The 19,412-nt window shown below is 29.5% G+C and carries 16 protein-coding genes; 1 reads left to right on the forward strand and 15 read right to left on the reverse strand.

Features of this window, described 5'->3' with window-relative positions:
• Positions 1 to 278 precede the first annotated feature (278 nt).
• Positions 279 to 1,139, reverse strand: coding sequence for a YitT family protein (locus KTC94_RS03280; protein WP_165414108.1), 861 nt, complete (start codon positions 1,137 to 1,139; stop codon positions 279 to 281).
• A gap of 677 nt (positions 1,140 to 1,816) precedes the next feature.
• On the opposite strand from KTC94_RS03280, the gene KTC94_RS03285 reads away from it, so the two are divergent.
• Complete coding sequence (locus KTC94_RS03285) at positions 1,817 to 3,166, forward strand: sodium-dependent transporter (RefSeq protein WP_165414114.1); 1,350 nt, start codon at positions 1,817 to 1,819, stop codon at positions 3,164 to 3,166.
• A gap of 90 nt (positions 3,167 to 3,256) precedes the next feature.
• On the opposite strand, the gene KTC94_RS03290 is transcribed toward KTC94_RS03285, so the two are convergent.
• The 14 genes from KTC94_RS03290 to KTC94_RS03355 form a co-directional block, all read right to left on the reverse strand.
• Positions 3,257 to 3,517, reverse strand: a complete 261-nt coding sequence (locus KTC94_RS03290; RefSeq protein ID WP_165414112.1) for a DUF1653 domain-containing protein — start codon at positions 3,515 to 3,517, stop codon at positions 3,257 to 3,259.
• A 431-nt stretch (positions 3,518 to 3,948) separates the two neighbouring features.
• Positions 3,949 to 4,500 carry a nitroreductase family protein gene (locus tag KTC94_RS03295; RefSeq protein WP_216304310.1) on the reverse strand — a complete coding sequence of 184 codons (552 nt, stop codon included), beginning with the start codon at positions 4,498 to 4,500 and terminating at the stop codon, positions 3,949 to 3,951.
• 106 nt (positions 4,501 to 4,606) lie between these two features.
• Positions 4,607 to 5,695: a glycosyltransferase gene (locus KTC94_RS03300; protein ID WP_258876401.1), complete on the reverse strand. Its 1,089-nt coding sequence runs from the start codon at positions 5,693 to 5,695 to the stop codon at positions 4,607 to 4,609.
• A gap of 47 nt (positions 5,696 to 5,742) precedes the next feature.
• Positions 5,743 to 6,462, reverse strand: coding sequence for a WecB/TagA/CpsF family glycosyltransferase (locus tag KTC94_RS03305; protein WP_220286826.1), 720 nt, complete (start codon positions 6,460 to 6,462; stop codon positions 5,743 to 5,745).
• A gap of 29 nt (positions 6,463 to 6,491) precedes the next feature.
• A complete protein-coding gene (locus tag KTC94_RS03310) occupies positions 6,492 to 7,133 on the reverse strand; it encodes a sugar transferase (protein ID WP_216304312.1) in 642 nt (213 codons plus the stop codon).
• A 69-nt stretch (positions 7,134 to 7,202) separates the two neighbouring features.
• A complete protein-coding gene (locus KTC94_RS03315; RefSeq protein ID WP_165414070.1) occupies positions 7,203 to 8,459 on the reverse strand; it encodes an O-antigen ligase in 1,257 nt (418 codons plus the stop codon).
• Positions 8,460 to 8,494: 35 nt separating this feature from the next.
• Complete coding sequence (locus tag KTC94_RS03320; protein WP_220319723.1) at positions 8,495 to 9,712, reverse strand: glycosyltransferase family 4 protein; 1,218 nt, start codon at positions 9,710 to 9,712, stop codon at positions 8,495 to 8,497.
• A gap of 10 nt (positions 9,713 to 9,722) precedes the next feature.
• Positions 9,723 to 10,778, reverse strand: a complete 1,056-nt coding sequence (gene wecB / locus KTC94_RS03325) for a non-hydrolyzing UDP-N-acetylglucosamine 2-epimerase (protein WP_220319724.1) — start codon at positions 10,776 to 10,778, stop codon at positions 9,723 to 9,725.
• A gap of 81 nt (positions 10,779 to 10,859) precedes the next feature.
• Positions 10,860 to 12,203 carry a glycosyltransferase gene (locus KTC94_RS03330; protein WP_220319725.1) on the reverse strand — a complete coding sequence of 448 codons (1,344 nt, stop codon included), beginning with the start codon at positions 12,201 to 12,203 and terminating at the stop codon, positions 10,860 to 10,862.
• A 27-nt stretch (positions 12,204 to 12,230) separates the two neighbouring features.
• On the reverse strand, positions 12,231 to 13,706 hold the full coding sequence (locus KTC94_RS03335) for an O-antigen ligase (RefSeq protein WP_220319726.1): 1,476 nt from the start codon (positions 13,704 to 13,706) through the stop codon (positions 12,231 to 12,233).
• A gap of 69 nt (positions 13,707 to 13,775) precedes the next feature.
• Positions 13,776 to 14,855, reverse strand: coding sequence for a glycosyltransferase (locus KTC94_RS03340; RefSeq protein ID WP_220319727.1), 1,080 nt, complete (start codon positions 14,853 to 14,855; stop codon positions 13,776 to 13,778).
• A 64-nt stretch (positions 14,856 to 14,919) separates the two neighbouring features.
• Entirely contained in the window at positions 14,920 to 16,674 is a 1,755-nt protein-coding gene (locus tag KTC94_RS03345) for a CDP-glycerol glycerophosphotransferase family protein (protein ID WP_220319728.1), read from the reverse strand.
• Positions 16,675 to 16,788: 114 nt separating this feature from the next.
• The gene (locus KTC94_RS03350) at positions 16,789 to 18,204 is read right to left on the reverse strand and encodes a lipopolysaccharide biosynthesis protein (RefSeq protein WP_216304320.1); all 1,416 of its coding nucleotides are present in this window, start codon (positions 18,202 to 18,204) and stop codon (positions 16,789 to 16,791) included.
• A 94-nt stretch (positions 18,205 to 18,298) separates the two neighbouring features.
• Positions 18,299 to 19,402: a LegC family aminotransferase gene (locus tag KTC94_RS03355; RefSeq protein ID WP_220319729.1), complete on the reverse strand. Its 1,104-nt coding sequence runs from the start codon at positions 19,400 to 19,402 to the stop codon at positions 18,299 to 18,301.
• Between the last annotated feature and the right edge of the window lie 10 nt (positions 19,403 to 19,412).

The following is a 19,412-nucleotide window of genomic DNA, read 5'->3' on the forward strand; positions in this document are numbered from 1 at the left end:
ATGGTTTTCAAGTGTTTGATCCATGACGGATTTTAATCTTTTGTAACTCTCATTTATAACAAGTTCTTCATTATACAAAGGCACTATTACAGAAAAAAATAATTCCATTACTCATTATTATCATTCCCTTCACTTTAATTATTAAATGTTTCTCCACAATTAAAATTATAAGTGTAAATTGTATCAGCAGTATCAAATTAATATGTGAACTTTATGTGATAAGTTATATAAAAAGGCTACCTAAGAAAGGCAGCCAGTTACTGTTGGAGTGGTTACTACTATATTAAATCGTTTTTAAATCCTTTACCTCTCACCTCTGAAGCATCAACTATTATCATAAAAGCATTATTGTCTATTTCTTTAATTATTAATTTTAATTCGGGAATTTGATGGAGTGCTACTGTACAAAATAATATTTTTTGATGATTACCAGTATATGCACCTTCTCCATATAAAAAAGTAACTCCTCTATGCATTTTATACAAAATCCCACTACAAATTTCTTTTTCTTTTGTAGTAATAATAAGAACTAATTTTTGTTTTTTCATTCCATGAATTATTCTATCGGTAACTTCAGCCGTTATATACATAGAAGCTATAGTATACAACGCGCTAGTTACTCCAAAAAAGAAAGTACCGATACAAACAATTATCATATTAACACAAAATGATATTTGTCCTATATTAAAGTTATCATGCTTTACTTTTATCAAAGCTGAAACAATGTTGGCTCCTCCTCCGGAACCGTGATTGCTGAATATTATTCCTATGCCAATTCCATTTAATACTCCACCGTATAAACATAATAGTAACGTATCGTTTGTGCCAATCAGTTCTTTTAAAGGAGCAGTTAAAATTAAAAACAAAGAAAATGAGATTATACCTATAATTGAAAAAATAGTAAATCGTTTGTTAAGATATTTATAACTTAGTATTAATAACGGAATATTTAATAAGAGTATAGTATATCCAGCAGGAAATTTAAATAAATATTGGATAATTAACGATATACCAGTTGCACCACCACTTAGAAGTTTGGCTTTGGAAATAAACAAATTAATTCCGAGTGAAGATATCAAACTTCCAAGTAGTATAAAGAAGATATTCTTAATGATATTTTTGTTTATATAATTAAACATATTGTTTCCTCCTCCAGAGTAAAGCTATTTGTCAGAGTCTATAATAGTCTTTAACATGAAAACTTTATGAATTAATCATATAGACCTTCTTGTTATAGTGTATCATAACAGTATCATTATATGAATTAAATGTAAATAAGAATAAAAAACCACCATGTACCTAATACAGTTCTACTGCATAGTAAATGGTGGATTAAAACTAGATTTTTTTTGTTTTATGGCGTTATCCTAATACATAAGTTTGTTATTTTGTAGTATCGGTTTTTGAATCCCCCTTTTGAGAACTAGAGATTAAACTAAGTCCTGCAGATGGGAAAATTTTAATATTTTAACTATTCTTAAACATACCTAAACTATATAAATAGGTAAAATCATATTGTTTTACTTTTTATATCGGTGTTTTATCTTAATTTGCTTTGTCTGTACACCTTCATAAGATATGAATATATACACTAATAAGAGAAATAATAAATAAAAATAACGTTCCGTAATAATACTTTTTTATTGATATATTTAAATGTACGTGCTAAGGTGTTAAAGTAACAGATACAAATTAATTTTACCTTTTAAATAAATTTGATATCATTTAAACAGTACTCTAATTTTGTAGTACAGATAATTGTTTAATTAAAGATAAAGAGGAGTGATATGCAGTGGCAGAGAAAAATAAAAGAGAGATGTTTTCTACAGGATTTGCAATTTTTTTTGCAACATTAGGTTCAGCCGTAGGTTTAGGTAACATATGGAAATTCCCTTATTTAATAGGGTCTAACGGTGGAGGAGCTTTTCTCTTAGTATATCTTTTATGTGTTGTATTAGTTGGTATTCCCATTATGGCATGTGAATTTTACATTGGAAGAAAATCAAGGAAAAATGCAGTCGGAGCTTTTAAAAAATTAAATGCTGCTAAAGGCTGGAAAACTATTGGATTAATGGGGACATCTACAGCATTTCTAATAGCATTTTTTTATAGCTGTGTTGCAGGATGGGTTTATTCCTATGTATTCAAGGCAATAAAGGGCGATTTTAGGGGGGTTACTTCTAGTACTGCTTCGGCAAAATTCATGTCAACCTTAATTGGACCACTGTCTCCAATAGTATGGCAATTTATAGTTCTCATCGTAGTTTCAATAATCTTAATTGCAGGAGTTAAAAATGGAATTGAAAGAATAACAAAGACACTTATGCCTGTATTATTCATACTAATTATTATATGTGGTGCAAGGGCATTAACACTTCCAGGTGCATCACAAGGATTAAAATTTTTATTTCATGTGGATTTTTCGCAATTAACTGGACGTGTTATATTAGCAGCTCTTGGTCTAGCCTTTTTCAAACTGTCCCTCGGAATGGGAACAATGATTACTTATGGAAGTTATTTTACACCTGATAATAATATGATAGCAACTTCAGTTAAGGTTGCTTTATCTGACTCACTAATTTCAATATTGGCAGGAATTGCAATATTCCCAGCCGTATTCTCTTTTGGTCTAAAACCTAGTGAAGGTCCTGGTCTTTTATTTATGACTATACCACTTGTATTCTCAAAAATACCTTTTGGCAGTGTATTATTAGTCGCATTTTTCTTTTTAACTGCAATAGCCGCTACAACAGCACTGATATCTATGGTTCAAGTCCCAGTTGCGTATTTTACAGAAGAAAAGGGTATGAGTAGAACGAAAGCTGTGTTATTTACAACAAGCATAATGATGGTGTTTGGAATTCTCGCAACATTATCGGCTCATCCCACGAGTGCCCTTGCTAATATTCATATAATAGGCCAGAGAGGATTTTTCGATACCTTTGACTACTTATCTTCAGATATATTACTTCCAATAGGTGGGCTTTTAATAGCGATTTACGTTGGATACTTTACTAAAAAGGAAGATTTCAAACTAGAACTATCAAATCAAGGAACTTTAAATAACGATTCTGTGTTAAACATTATATATGTATTTATTAAATTTATATCACCAATCCTTCTTTTAATTATTTTCTTAAATTCTATAGGAATAATTAAATTTTAAATAAAAATATTTATTAACAAACCACTTCATTACTGAAGTGGTTTACCTTTCACATCTATGCCACTAATTTGGTTTTCAACCTTAATAACATCAACTACTGTGATGCATTTCTTCGGCTAATTCCAGTTCGTTATCAATCTTTTCAAATCTATTTACCATTTTACCATCAACTTCTTTTTTCTCTAAAAACATACTTAATGGTCTAACCCATATTCCTCTTTCTCCATAAAGGGCCTGATAAACCACCATATCTTCACGCGTTTCTGAGTGTTTTGCTACATAAAGCACTAAATACTCATTGCCTTTAAAATGTCTATATTTTTTACCGATTACAATATTATTTTCATTCATTAATACATACCTTCTTTATAGAAATATATTTTTTAGGCTTTAAATCTTCCAACTTATTATCTCTTCTAAATTGAAATGAGTGAGTTTAATTACATGCTTGATCTGAAGACATTACTGCCACTCCCTCATTTTTCTATTTTTCACGGTTAATAAATATTTATTTTTTTATAAAATTTAAGTTTAATACGTAAGTTACCATTAGAATTATAGACATACTTAGCTTACTTTATTATACCCGCTTTTCTTACCTTATGCACTCAATACTTTCTACAGTATTACCTTCTTCTTGCCAATTTAAAAACATCATCAATATATCACTAATAATTTCTTCAGGAATCGTTTCGCTCATTTATAGATATATAACAAAATAAAAGCCCTATGTCTGCTTTTGCAGACATAGGGTAATTAAAAAAAATCATCTAAATCATAATTTATTTAGTGTTTTCAGCATAGGCATTATCCCAAGTATTCAAGAATACATAATCTTTTGCATCTTTTTTATTGTTATGTTCTTTACTTTCTGCAATTTCCCCAATAGGAGTCATTGCAACTACTTTGTAATTTTGTGGAATGGCTAATGCTTTTTTTATAATATCTTCATCAATTGCAGCAATCCAACAAGTTCCATAACCCTCATTAGTAGCTGACAAAATAAAATGCTCCATAGCAATGGCACTATCCACTAAATAATACTCTCTGTTTTCAACTTCTCCAGAAGCATCTGGCTTTGCTACTATAACCGCCGTCATTGGAGCATCTAATATTGATTGTGCTGCTGAATTGTCCTTATTCATTATAGATTTAGAAATTTGTTCTAGTTTGTTTTTTTCATCAACTAAAATAAATTTGTATGAAGTATTATTTTTCCATGAAGGGGACATCATAGCTGAATCAATCATTTTTGCTAATTTTTCTTTATTTACTGGGGTATTCTTAAATTTTTTAATACTTTTTCTACTTTTGACTACATCATAAAATTCCATATAACACACTCCTTTAATTATAGTATGTGTAATCGCTTCATAAATAATGTAGTTGTTTCACCTAAAATTTTAAAGATAGAATTAAAAAAATAAAAAAGTGTACTTATTATTTTTTTAGTATACTCTTATAAATTTCAAAATAATTTTTCCAAAACTTCTCTATAGTAAAATTATTTACAACAATGTTATATAACTTTTCACCCTTTATGTTAAAATTGCTCTTATCTAAATATGCTTCTTTCATAGCTTTATAAATATTTTCGTTGTTTTGATTCTTCACTTTATACCCGCTGTCTTCGCCTAATATACTTTGTAAGTCGCCCACTTCAGTATAAATCAAAGGTTTCTTTACAATTGCTGATTCTAAAACCGTTAAGGGTGGTGCTCCACCCTCGCTTAAAGAAGCTAAAACACTAACATCAGAGGCGTTTATATAGTCTATTGGATTAGAAACATTTCCGGTCATTATAACTTTATTTTCTATTTTTAGCTCCACTATTAACTTCTCTAGTTCGGATTGTAGCTCACCATCACCAACTAAAAGCAATTTTACATCATGAAATTCAATAGTAAGTTTTCTAAATCCCACTATAACTTCTCTATGATTTTTTATAGGATGTAATCTCGCAACCATAACATATACAAAATCATTCTTCTTTAAATTCAAATTATTTCGTATATCTTCTGTTGGCGTCACAATACTAATTTTCTTTATATCTATACCATTATTTACAACTGATTTACTTCCTTGAATATTTTTTTCTTCTAATAAAACCTTCAAATTATTTGATACACAAATATAATTATTAAAGCTCTTTAGACCCTTAATACTCAGGGGAGTAAAAATAAAATATTTCACTTTATTATTAAGGAAATCATATCTAAAATCACTGTGAACTACAGCTACTGTAGGTACGTTTAATTTACTTTTTAAAATTAAATGCATTAGGAATGGCTTTGCCCCATGGAAATTTACTAAACTTATCGAATTGCATCTTATAAAATTCACTAGCTCAATATTATTAAGCTTCTTACTAAAAAGTTTGTAGCTAATATCCATAACTCTAACTTTTGAGTAAAGTGGACCTTCTCCCAAGCAACCGACTATATTCTCAAATTTGTTATTGTATTTACTGCATATGTTTAATACGTGTTTTCCACCACCACCATTATCATTTCCTGATATGACATGCAAAACTTTAATATGGATCCTCTCCTTTACTTCTCTGATGTTAATAACAATTATTTACGTTTATACTTGTCCTTTATTACCATTAAAATAAACTTAGGTATAGATGATAATCTTTTAATTCTAAATGGTTCTTTCGCAACTCTGTAAAACCATTCCATGCCTATATTTATCATCCATTTAGGTGCACGTTTAACATTACCAGCTATAATATCAAAACTTCCTCCAACTCCCATAAATACTTTGCAAGGAAGTCTGTCCATATATTTCGCTATAAATACTTCTTGCCTTGGGCATCCCATAGCAACAAATAAGACTTGTGGACTAACTTTTTCTATTTCTTTTAATAGTTCTTCACAATTGTCCATTTCGAAATATCCATCATGACTCCCTAAAATATTTAATTTGCGATATTTAGTTCGCAGATTAATATTGCACATATTCACTGTTTCCTGGGTGGACCCTAACAAATATATTCCTTGGCTTTCTTTTTCACATTTTTTTACTATACAATCCATAAGTTCTACACCAGCAATTTTTTCTTTCACCGGTTGCCCTACAATTTTAGAACATATTACTGTACCAATTCCATCTGGAATAATGATTGAATTTTTACTAGTGAAATTTTCTAACAATAAATTATTTTGTAGCCCACTAAAAAGAACTTGTGGATTTCCTGAAACAATATGTACCTTTTTAAAACTGTTTATGTTTTTAAACAATTCTTCTATGGTATCATTAAAAATTTCGAATTGAAAAATTCTTGTTATCATAAATAAAACCCCTCCAAATTAACAACTCCCTAATAAGCGCCGTCTTTTTTAAACACAGATACAACTGTTAAGAAGATAATTTTTATATCTAATTGGACTGAAAAATTTTTAATATAATCCAAATCATAAGTAACTGTTTTCCCTAGTTCGATTTCTCCTCTTCCACTAATCTGTGCAAGTCCAGTAATTCCTGGCAAAACTAAGAGTCTTTGGTAGTAGCTTTCGGGATAATACTTAACTATCTCTGGTATTTCAGGCCTAGGACCTACAATGCTCATTTGTCCAAACAAAACATTGAAAAATTGTGGAATCTCATCTAGGCTGTTGCACCTTAAAAATTTTCCAACCCTTGTTATTCTAACGTCCGACTTGTCTTGAAACACAAAATTCTCCAAATCAAACGGATCTATATTAAGTTCTATTTTGCTTTCAGCTTGAGCTATCATAGTTCTAAATTTATAAATATTAAAGTTTTTTCCATCTTTACCTACCCTAACCTGCTTAAATACAGTTGCTCCTTTTGAATCTAGTTTAATAGCAATAATGATAATTAAATATATAGGCAATAATATAATTATACCTATAAAAGATAATGTAATATCCATTAATCTCTTAAGTCCAAATTGAAGCCTCTTATTCTCAATATGCGCTTTTTTATCTATATTTATCATATTGCGTTAACTCCTACTTTCTGATGAATATTTAAGCGTCCCCCTGTATTTCTAAATTTCTTCACCAACTTATATATTCAAATTATTTGTTGATGCGTTTAATAAACTTTCAGCTGTAGCTACTATAAACCAAAAATATGTTGTAACTTTAGGCACAAAAAATAGATTGTCTGATAAATTCATAAAATAGAATGCTACCATCGATGCCAATGCACCCATGTAAAAAGCTTGCAAAAATTTGTCATCTGTTATAGTAATTAATTTTTTCAATCTAATAAGCACTGTTATTAAAATTACTAAAAGAGATGTTATTCCTATTATGCCCAATTCACTTTGAGTCTTTAAATAAGAACTATGTGTAGGATATCTTGTATACGAGTTGTAGCTTAGGCCTTTATACTTATTAATATATTCGTTATACCTACTGATATAATTACCATTACCAACTCCTAGAATTGGATGTTCCTTAATCATCATTAGAGCCGTTTTCCACAATTTAATTCTAGCCACATTTTGTCCATTATTTGTTAAATCCTTAACTGTATCAAGAACCGCCGGACTAAATAAAGCCAAAATACCTACCCCTCCAAAAACTACAATTAATTTTAAACTATACAGCACACATAAAACCGCTGCACCGATACAAACGCCTAATAAAACATTTCTAGAATAAGTCATAAGTATATTGAGAAATATTAGAATTGATATTATTCCATACATACTTTTTAATTTTTTATTTTTTTCATAAATTGTTAGCATTACTAATGGAAAAATAATTAAAATAAGAAAGCCCGCATATGCATTAGGATTTTGCATTGTTGCAGCAATCTTACTTGCTCTATATCCATAGGAGTATTTCACAATAAACCTTTTATCTAATCCAATTATTGTAAAGTATTGAATTATACCAAAAATACTCAAGACTCCTGATGTGAATATAAAGCATCTCAATAAGTTTTTCACTAATTTTTTTGTATTAAATTCATATTTAATTATAAAAAATATAAATACATATGTTAAAAATCTTGCGCTTTCGCTTAATGCTAATCCCTTTTCTAATGCATAAAAAGTTGATAATAACATAATACCCAATAACATCACTATGCAAATACTTAAAGTACTACTAAAGAAGTCTCTAATCCCATAAAGAAACCTTCCCCTCGTATCCCTATTAAAAATCAACTTTATGAGATATAAGCACATAATTATTCCTAATAAAATATCTGAAACAGATACTCCTTTTAAATTTGTTCCCTCTTGAATTAGAGGCATTATCACTATATAAGCACACATTAAATAATACAAAATACTACACTTAGCTTTCATTTTTTACACCTCTTTATAGACTAATATTATAATTTTTATAAATTCATCAATATTTTTTCTAATTTTCTTGTTATATCCTCTCTAGCATAATTCTCCATAACATAAGCCCTTCCATTTTCACCCAACCTATTTCTAAGCTCCATGTTATTATATAACTTTAACACCGCTTCTGCAATTTCTTTTGAATTTTCTGGTTCTACTACAATTCCTGCATTTGCACTGTTTATTAGTTTAGCCGCTTCACCCTGTACTGGTAAAATAATAGGTATTTCTGAAGCTAAGGTCTCAAACATTTTTGAAGGTAGAGCACCTTTAAAAAGTTCTAACTTCTTTAAAGGGATTATTGCAGCATCCATAGAAGCTACTATTTTAGGCATATTTACCTTTGGCTGAAGAGGTAAAAAGGTAACATTTTTTAATCCTTTTTCTTTTGCCATATTTACAAGATCTTGTTTTTCCGGACCATCACCTACAAAAACAAATTGAATGTTTTTTTCCTCTTTTACTATCTCTGCTGCATTTATTATAACTTGTAGTCCTTGTGCAAGTCCATGAATACCAGCGTAACATAGTGCAAACTTATTTTCTACTCCAATTTCACTTCTAAATGTTTCATCCCTATTTTCACTTTTAAATAGCTTTGTATCAACTCCATTAGTTAGCAGATGTACTTTGTTTTTATCAAATCCTCTACCGACTATATCATCAACTATTCCTTCTGTTTGACAAGTAACAGCTACTGCACGTCTATAACAAAATTCTTCTAACCATACAGACATTTTAATGAATAACTTATTATGAAGCATACCTAATTTTATAGCTGATTCTGGCCATAAATCAGATATGTTAAAAACAAATTTAGCTTTTTTAAGCTTAGCTATTACATACCCTGAAAAGCCTAGAAACAGTGGTGGAGATTCCGTTATTACTACATCCTGCTTATTTATATGAATAGCCCCTTGAAGTACAGAAGAAAAAGTAAAAGATAAATAATTTCTTAATCTCTTAGTAAAACTCTTAGATTTTGTAGCATAAATACTAGTTCTAATTATCTTTATACCTTCAATTTCTTCTATGACCACCTTATTACCTTTATAATCATCAAAAATCTCCCCTCTAGGGTAGTTAGGCATTGCTGTTAATATTGTAATTTCATGGCCAAATTCCTGTAATTTTTTAGCAAACTCAAAAATTCTATTTTGAGGTGCCCCCACCTCTGGGGGACAGTACTGAGTTAAAAATAAAATACGCATGTTTTCACCTCTATTGTTTGTTTATAATTTTTAAAATTTTCTCTGCAGCATGGCCATCTCCAAAAACATTTTGCTGAGATTTATTTGGCATAAAATTAACTATGCCCTCTAAAATCTTAGTTTTATCAGTTCCAACAATAATATTCCATCCATTTTCTACTGTTTCTACCCATTCTGTTTCTTCTCTCATAGTAATACAAGGCTTACTCATAAAGAAAGCTTCCTTTTGAACTCCACCACTGTCTGTGACAATCTTTTTACAGTACATTTCTAAAATGATCATGTCTAAATACCCAACTGGGTCAATTATCTTTATATTATTATTAAATTTCAAACCATAATCATCCATATATTTTTTTGTTCTTGGATGTAGGGGTAATATTATTTTTTTGCCGCTCTCATTTAATGCCTCACTAATATTTCTTAATCTATTTATATCATTAGTATTTTCTGCTCTATGTATGGTAGCTAAAATAAATTCTTCCTGGTATAAAATAAGTTTCTTCATAATCTTAGATTTTTCTTTTGAAATCTTTGAAAAATTAAGGGTCGCATCATACATTACATCCCCTACATTATGAACACCCTTAGTTATGCCCTCAGTACTTAGGTTTTTAACCGCTGAAGTTGTAGGTGCAAACAGATATTTTGAAATATGATCTGTTAAGATTCTATTTTGTTCCTCCGGCATATTCATGTTAAAGCTTCTAAGTCCCGCTTCTATATGTGCTACTGGAATACGTAACTTACTTGCACAAATTGCTCCAGCAAAGGTTGAGTTCGTATCCCCATAAACTAAAACCAAATCTGGCTTTTCTTTTATATAAATTTCTTCGAGCTCTATTAACATCCTACCAGTTTGCATGCCGTGTCCACCTGAACCTACTTCTAAATTATAACTAGGCTTAGGTATTTTAAGTTCTTCGAAAAAAATCTTTGACATATTTTCATCATAATGTTGACCTGTATGTATTAAAATTTCTTCATGCTCATTTCTAATTATATTCGATACTGCAGCTGCTTTTATAAACTGCGGTCTTGCTCCTACGACTGTTAATATTTTCATATAGACTCCTGACTTTTAATAAGTTTTTTTAATAAAGTTTTTTATAAAAATTAGAATTGCACTTTCTTTTCAAATCATCATTTATAAACTTTCTATAATACTCATCAGTTCTCTAGTTAAATTTTCTCTGTTGTACTTTTTAACTTTTTCCCAATGAATATCTAACTTTTCCTGCGTGCCTTTCCAAATGCCATAGGATTTATATATAACTGCTTTAATTTCATCTATTTGTTCAGGATGACAACAAAATCCTGTGTTCGTATCAAGTATTAAATCTTTAGCAACACCGTCCGGTACAATGCCTATAACAACCCTTCCACTTCTTATGTACTCAAATATCTTTCCTGTATATACGCCTTCGCTTCTTTCAAAAGCTCCTATAATTAGAAGCGCTGCTGAAGAATTTTCTAATTCCCTCAAACTTTCTTTATGGGGCAAATATGATATAAATTCAATAACCTTATCATATTTTGCAAGAAAAAACGTAATATCTTCCTGGGCATCCTTGCCTATTTGCCCGACAAATCTAATGATAAGCTCTTCCAGTTTTATTTTTTTAACCTCAATAAGCCTATCTATAGCTATTAAGAAATTCTTTGGTGATATCTTCCCATACAGGGTTCCATTATAAGTTATAATATATTTGGGAGGTATCCTATCTATATTATAATCATCAAAATCATCCTCATCATATCCATTAGTAATTATTTTAAATTTATCTGCCCTCTGATTCTTATATCTATCAATAAAATCATCTATTATAGGTTTACTTACAGATATTACAACATTCGCTTTTTCAATAACTGTCGTCTCCATCCTTTCATTTTTTCTCTTAGCATAGGGCGTGTAATCTGCGAATGGGTTAGTTACCCATTGGTCACGAAAGTCAGCAATCCACGCTATGTTAGATTTTTGCTTTAATTCACAAGCAATTAAATGCCCAGTATATGGTGCTGAGGTAGAGTATATTATATCAATTTTTTCTTCCTGAATTATTTTAAGTCCTAATTCTACCGCATCTTTTTTCCATGAAATTTTATCATCCGGTATGTACATATTTCTATAAATATTTAATAAGGTTTTTTTTATTTTTCTCTTAACTTTAGATTTAAGTGTAATTTCAGAGGTTATTTTTATTATATCCTCTTTATTTTCAACCTTCATGGTTTTAACATGGGTTATATTCCTATTAGCAATAGTATTGACAATAAAATTATCTCTTTGCATAGCCCTAAATACCTTTATTCCATCCGTTGATTCAGCTTCCAAAGACTCATCCTTTATAGTGCTCTTTTCATTATTTACAGTAAGCACGTTTACGTTGTATCCAAATTTCTTTAGAAACTTAGCAAATTTTAAAGTTCTCTGAACTCCTGCACCTCCTAGTGGTGGGTAAACATAAGCTACAATTAATATGTTTTTCATTATTAACACCTCTCATTGTCCTAACTCTTAACTAACAGATTTCCCTTCTGAATATATCATTAGTATCATCACTACAGTAAAAACAAAAGCAGGCACTACACTTATTGGATCTCTTGAGGCCATAAAAGATTGGCCTGTAATATTTCCATAAACTAAGAGACATAAAAGCCCAATAATTCCTGGCCATTTAAATTCTTTGAAATCTTTCTTATTATTTTTAATTATATCCAATACTGACTTTATTAAGCTGCTTAGCCAAGCTAACATAAAAGTAAAAGTAAATATAATTCCAAATTCTGTAATTAAATTAAGAATTATATTATGAGCATCTATGTACAATTTTTTAGGGTTTCCACCATATTGTAAATAGTAATATTTAAAGTGCCCTGGTCCCACACCAAAATAAAAGTGGTCATTTATCATTTCAAAAGCTAAGGCCCATATTGGTCTTCGACTTTTAGTTTGCTCTATTAATCTTTTAAGCATTCTGGCATTGTTGCTGACTAGGTCTTCTATACTGTTTATCTTTATGTCTGTTGCAATTTCTTCCACTTCCCACCTATGCATAACATTAAATGTCATGCAAGAAATCACAACTATAGAAATTAGTATATATTTTTTCCAATTATTTATATCTACTATAATTACAATAAAAAAACACATAGCTAATGTTAGTAGAATGCCCCTTGATTTTTGAGTACTAAAATTAATTATTTGAATTAATAATAAGAATATATATATTTTATTATGTCTCCCTGATAGCTCTTTATTTATAGCATATAACAATATAAAAGGCATTACTATTATAGTATATCCAAGCATGAAATTGCTACCTAAGACCCCATAGAGATGCTGATTATTGCTACGTACAATTAAATTATATAAAGTTACTATTATATCTGGTATTGATGATAACGTAACTCCAATACATAAATAGAGCAATATATCCTTGTAAAACTCTTTATTGCTTTTTTTATAGCAAAGTATACCTATGCTATAGGTCATCATTGAAACCATGTTAAGTAGCACTAGCTTAAATGCTTCTAAAACATGAATACTTAGCATAGAAGATATAGTCGCTAATAATAACAATATAATATAGAGTACACTTAGCTTGGTGTATTTAACCGTAAGCTTTGAAAAATCAAATCCTCCATATTTAAATTCGCGAGCCATATTTGTTAAATATATAGCAAAATAAGCTAAATATACCACTTCACCTATCCCAGCTATATTTAACCTATTCATAATATACAATGCCATAGGTATTATTGGTATTGCTACCGCGTAAACTAAACTTGCGGTAACAAAATCTTTAAACATTAAAATCAAACTACAAATTACGAACAAGGTTACAAATATGCTACTTACGAACATGAGCACATTTGATGTACCCATCTTTATAAACAACCCTATTTCTATAACGGCATATAATATTAGAATTATGTGAATATACTTTTTCAAATAATAGTAATACTCTTTAATCTCTTGCGTTAATTGCATTTTTATCCTCCTACATAGTTTCTGATATTTTCAAATGACAAGTGCATTGCAAGCTAGAATATACCATTACTATTTACTAACCTTCTCAAGTGTTTTATATATATCATTCATGATTTTTGCATTGTCAAACCAATTATACCTCTCCCGGACTAATCTTCTTGCATTTTTTGAAAATTCCTTCATTTGATCTTCATTTTCAATTATTTTCATAAGTTTTAATGTTATATCATAACTACTCTTTTGCTTGATTACAAAACCGTTATAGTTATTAAAAATTATCTCTTTTAATCCACCTACATCTGTAGTTATTATTGGCCGTCCACACGCACAGGCCTCGACAGCTGAAACTCCAAAACTTTCACTTAAGGATGGCAGACATACTATATCCATCTTGTTTATGTATTCAGGTACTTTTTCATTATCTATTTTACCTGTAAATGTAACCTTAGAATTTAAATTTAATTTCTTTACTAAAGACTTAAGCTCTAATTTTTGGGTACCATCTCCAACAATTAAAAGTCTTAAATCTTTGGTTCCACTGTATTTACGTATAAGCTCTGAAAATCCCTCAATAAGATAATTTAACCCGTATATTTTTTCTAATCCCTTAATAACACCTATGGTAATATAACTACTATTTAGTATAGGTGTGTTACATTTAAATTTATCTAAATCTACACCAAAGGGGGTTACTACTATCTCTTTGTTGTAGTATTTTTTTGTTTCCTCAGTCATATTATAACTTGTAGAGCAAACTTTATCCGCTCCTTTTAATATATACTTAAGTAGCAATTCTTTAGCTTTATTATCTTTAGGGAACTCATACACATCGCTACCCCAAACAGATATTACAAATGGATGGAAATTGCACATTCTCCCATAAAGTCCATAGCTAGTAGCATAGTGACTGTGTAATATATCTGGATTAATGTCTTTTACTAATTTTTTAATTGATTTAATTAATAAAAAATAACTTAACTTATTTGTACCTATAGTTCTTAACACATGCAAATTTACATTGTTTTCATACACATAATCTGTTTCTCTCATAGAAATTATATGAATCTCATTACCAAGTCTCGCAAAATATTGAACCCATTTTCTTGTATGTATACTATGTGCATCTGCTAAAAAGCAAATTTTTCTCATAAATTTCCTCCTGTTCTTTTACACTATTTAAGTATAATTAAGAATCTTAGAAAGTTATCTTTAATTACTCATTCTTTATTGTTTCTAAAAGCTTCTCAGGAGAATTTACTATAATATTTATTATCCTCTCTGTTACTTTTCCATCCAACTTATAGAAATTTTCATGGATATACTTTTGCATATCGTGGTTTAGTGTCACGTCACCTATATTTATTTTAATCATACACTCTAAAAGCTCATTTTCATCCTTAACTCCAAAGGATACCCCCTCTTTAACAAAACCACCAGCATCATTATATTTAGGGAGTAATATACATATAGAAGGTTTATTAATAAGTGCCGCTTCTACAACTACTGTAGAATGTACGCTTACTACCAAACCACTCCATTTAATTAATTCATACAAATCTCCATCCTTCATTATTTTACAGTTTTTAATGTGGAACTTTTCCACCATAACTTCATAAAATTCAAAATTCAAATCTACAGGATGAAGTTTTATAATTAATTCGTAATCTTCCTTCATTAAATTTAATGCCTTAAATAGCATTAAGGTAGCCGGTTCAAGTAAATCCCTAAAATATTGGGTGGCATAAAGTATTCTCAGTGTCCCATTTTTTTTAGACTTTTTCAAATATCCATTTTGAACTAAATTGTCTGTTCTTACTTGACCAACTACATTAACATTTTCTTTATTATATACATTTGTATGAGCTATCAATAATTCTTTATACTTTCCCCCCCAGACAAATGTATTACGTGGCACCAACAAATCTTTATACTTTGAATTAATTATGTAAGTAGATGAGGTTTCATTTATTATTCCATGTTGCACAGCATAAGTATCTATATTCAACTTATTTCCTGCGACTATAAAGCACCTTCCCCTGTCGCCTTCTCCTACTACCAAACATTTTTTACTTTTCAACTTTCTAATAATTTTTCCTGCCATTAATAGTTCATATAAATAGGAAAGATAACTCGTTCTTAAATCCTTCATCACAAATCCTAAAAGTATATTTTTAAGATCAAGTTCATTTAAGTGAAAATCTAACTTATCTAAATAAATTAAATTATCTACTAATAAATTATTATTTACATTTTTCTTGGCTTTAAGCCTTTTGTATAAAATAAATAATTCAAATGGTACAAAATTTTCATGACAATTTAGAGTCTTATCTATGATGTATTTATTGTTTAAGAGTTGAAAATTTAAAATATTATAAGTGTCTTTTAATTTATTTATAACTTTCCCTAATTGAGTATCGTAATAGCCATCGGTATTGCCTTTAACTAAGTTTAAACTTGAAGCATGTGAAATAATTAAAAATGGTTCTTTATAATTTCTACTCTTCGTTAAAAAGTTTTTAAATATAAATTTGCAGTAACTCCCTATTCCCCTAATAAACCGTTTAGTTAACTTGCCTTTACTTATAGCTTGAATGTTTCTTTCACTATAAATTCTCTCACATTTAAGGTTGAATACCTCTACACAAACCTTTTCCATAAAGTCATCATCTGTTTTTACTTGTATTTCTTCATTCGTTTTATACTGAGCATTTCTTATAACCATAATACAGAAAATCAAACCATTTAATTTTCTATAAATAGTGGGTCTACTAAAAATATATAATGGTATATCATCATATAAATATAACTCTTCAAGCTTTAACCCATTAACCTTTTGATTTTCTAAATAAGTTAAATACTCAAAAGCTTCCTTTTCTGCGTTTATATTTCCTATATATTCAAATAAATCCACAACTTTTCTATCTATTATCAGTTCTTTTTTTTGTGCTGTATAGATTAATTTAACCATTAAATCATCTCCTGCGGAGCTGCAATATCAACGACTTCTGAAGGAGATTTGTACTCCCACTTATAGAAGTGGGACACTTTCCTTCTGAAATGTCGTTGAATCATCTCTTTTAACTTATTTTTGCATTAACTTTCCACTGATTTTTTTAATCTCATATCCTAATACAATTAATGTTGCTATTAATATTCCATATCTCAAAACCGAATTGTTTTTCACTATAAAAAATATTACACTGCTAAGTACTATGTATAAAATGCCATATGCAAAAGGTTTAAACGTATAAATTCTTACGTCTAATATGCGTAAAGATATATAATAATGATATAAAAATAATAAGATATACGATATTATTGTTGTCCATGCCCCTGCAACTGCACCGTATCTTGGAATTAAAATATAATTTAATACACCATTTATTAAAGCTGCAATAAGGGTTCCTAGGGAAAGGAACTTTGTATTTTTAGTATAGAATTCAATATTAGCTGGTATACTGTATAGAAATTGAAAATAATATCCTATTATGATTAATGGAACGTAATCTAACCCTTTATAAAATTTTTTTGTACCCATTAGTTTTCCTATTTCAGGAGATATAAATATAAGTATAAACCCCATCACAGAAAACAACATAATATAACATTTAATTTTCAGCTTTATGTCATCATAATTTTTTTCTTTCATATTCTCATAAAACCACGGTACCCAAGCCTTATTACACGCCAACCATACAATATACATTATCATTCCAATTTTATATGCAAAGGTATATATTCCTGCAGCACTAGATCCTATCATACTATTTATCATAACCGTATCCACAGACTGCAAAATCACGCCTGATAAAAGATGCACAATTGCCGGTATAGATATGGCTAATCCATACTTCCAGTATTCAAAACTAATTAGTTTTTTGCCTTTTTTCATAGCAATTACATATAAAACTGTACCGTAAATTAAAGCTACAATAATTAAAGAACCAATCCTACCATAATACTTATCACTTTTAATATTACTTATGAGTATTATAGCCAGAATTGTGTTTATAATAGCACTACTTATTGATATAAGTAAATATTTCTTATATTTATATTCAGCATTTAATTTGGCATTAGAAAAATCCACGATAAATCCAAAAAAACCTTGAATAATAAGGAAGATGACTAATATAGAATTTAAATTTATAATAGAAGATATTTGCTTTTTAAACACAAATCCAATTATAAGCCACATAATAGCAAATAGTGTGACTAAAAAAAGTATAGATGAAGCATACTCATCATATCTTTCCTGAAAATCCACTTTGGCATTATTAACTGTAGCCAATAGCCCTAATGTAATTATAGTTGTAAAAACGGAAAGCCATGTGGTATATACCCCCGTTATTCCATAATCACTAGCACTAAGTAAACGCGTAAAAATAGGCATAGTTACAAAGGAAATGCCTTGAACAAAAAAGGTCCCTATAGTAAACCAAACTCCACTTTTCACCAATCTGCTTTTGTACAATTTCTTTATAAAATCTATATTCATATTATCTCCTATCCACCTTACCAATATATCATAAACCTCCACTAAAGCGGCTTAATTAATGACTTTCGCCCTTAAATGCAAATAAATAACAGAGTTATTTATTGCATTCTTTTATTATTTCACATACCTTTGCAATGTCTTCTTTTTTAAGTCCAACAGAACTTGGAAGATTTATTCCACGCTGATAAAGCTCATTTGTAATACTTAAATCCCCATGTGTACAAGTTTTATATGGAATCATATCATGTATAGGCATAAAGAATGGTCTTGCCTCTACTTTTTCTTCATTAAATTTTTGTATAAGCGCGTCGCGAGTTATACCATACTTTTCTTCAACTAGGATTGAGTATAGCCAGAAACAATTTTCTACATTCTCTTTTTCTATCGGTAAGGTAATTCCTTTAATTTCACTTAATAGTTCATTGTAATATGCTGAATTTTGTCTTTTAATTTTTAAATATTCTTTAATATTTTCAAGTTGAGCCACTCCAAATGCAGCCAAAAGATTTGGCATTCTAAAATTATATCCTATTTCTGGATGATAGAACGCTTTATTTTCAGTAACTACTTTTGTTTGAGTGGATAAAAATTTCGCTCGTGCGCCATATTCTGAATTATTAGTTACAAGCATTCCACCTGCTCCAGTAGTTATAATTTTGTTCCCATTAAAACTAAAACAGCCTATATCCCCTATGGTACCTGTCATTCTGCCATTAAAAGTAGATCCTAATGATTCAGTTGCATCTTCTATAACAAATAGATTATGTTTTTTAGCTATTTGCATTACTCTATCCATATCTACAGGATGGCCATAAATATGTACTGGCATTATAGCCTTTGTTTTAGGTGTTATTAATTCCTCTATCTTTTCTGCATCCATGACAAAGGTATCTCTACATACATCTACAAATACAGGCTGTGCTCCTACGTATTTTAAAGTGTTAACTGGTGATATAAAAGTTAAAGATGGAACTATAACTTCATCTGCGTATCCTATTCCAAGGGTTACTAACGCTAATTGAAGTGCTGATGTACCATTATTTGTGACAACTGCACTTTTGCTACCTACATATTCACTAAATTTTTCTTCAAATAAATTAACATAACTACCTACTGAAGATACCCAATTAGTATCTATACAGTCCTTAACATATTTAAGTTCATTTCCTCTAATTTCTGGTATACATAAAGGTATCATAACAAAACCC

Source organism: Clostridium sp. CM028 (genome assembly GCF_030585565.1).
In the GTDB taxonomy this organism is placed as follows: domain Bacteria; phylum Bacillota; class Clostridia; order Clostridiales; family Clostridiaceae; genus Clostridium_AD; species Clostridium_AD estertheticum_B.

Coding starts and splice junctions, on each gene's coding strand:
- KTC94_RS03355 (WP_220319729.1), bottom strand. CDS start 19,402: ATGATACCTTTATGTATACCAGAAATTAGAGGAAATGAACTTAAATAT.
- KTC94_RS03340 (WP_220319727.1), bottom strand. CDS start 14,855: ATGAGAAAAATTTGCTTTTTAGCAGATGCACATAGTATACATACAAGA.
- KTC94_RS03320 (WP_220319723.1), bottom strand. CDS start 9,712: ATGCGTATTTTATTTTTAACTCAGTACTGTCCCCCAGAGGTGGGGGCA.
- KTC94_RS03330 (WP_220319725.1), bottom strand. CDS start 12,203: ATGAAAAACATATTAATTGTAGCTTATGTTTACCCACCACTAGGAGGT.
- KTC94_RS03350 (WP_216304320.1), bottom strand. CDS start 18,204: ATGAATATAGATTTTATAAAGAAATTGTACAAAAGCAGATTGGTGAAA.
- wecB (WP_220319724.1), bottom strand. CDS start 10,778: ATGAAAATATTAACAGTCGTAGGAGCAAGACCGCAGTTTATAAAAGCA.
- KTC94_RS03345 (WP_220319728.1), bottom strand. CDS start 16,674: ATGGTTAAATTAATCTATACAGCACAAAAAAAAGAACTGATAATAGAT.
- KTC94_RS03295 (WP_216304310.1), bottom strand. CDS start 4,500: ATGGAATTTTATGATGTAGTCAAAAGTAGAAAAAGTATTAAAAAATTT.
- KTC94_RS03315 (WP_165414070.1), bottom strand. CDS start 8,459: ATGAAAGCTAAGTGTAGTATTTTGTATTATTTAATGTGTGCTTATATA.
- KTC94_RS03290 (WP_165414112.1), bottom strand. CDS start 3,517: ATGAATGAAAATAATATTGTAATCGGTAAAAAATATAGACATTTTAAA.
- KTC94_RS03305 (WP_220286826.1), bottom strand. CDS start 6,462: ATGATAACAAGAATTTTTCAATTCGAAATTTTTAATGATACCATAGAA.
- KTC94_RS03335 (WP_220319726.1), bottom strand. CDS start 13,706: ATGCAATTAACGCAAGAGATTAAAGAGTATTACTATTATTTGAAAAAG.
- KTC94_RS03285 (WP_165414114.1), top strand. CDS start 1,817: ATGTTTTCTACAGGATTTGCAATTTTTTTTGCAACATTAGGTTCAGCC.
- KTC94_RS03280 (WP_165414108.1), bottom strand. CDS start 1,139: ATGTTTAATTATATAAACAAAAATATCATTAAGAATATCTTCTTTATA.
- KTC94_RS03310 (WP_216304312.1), bottom strand. CDS start 7,133: ATGATAAATATAGATAAAAAAGCGCATATTGAGAATAAGAGGCTTCAA.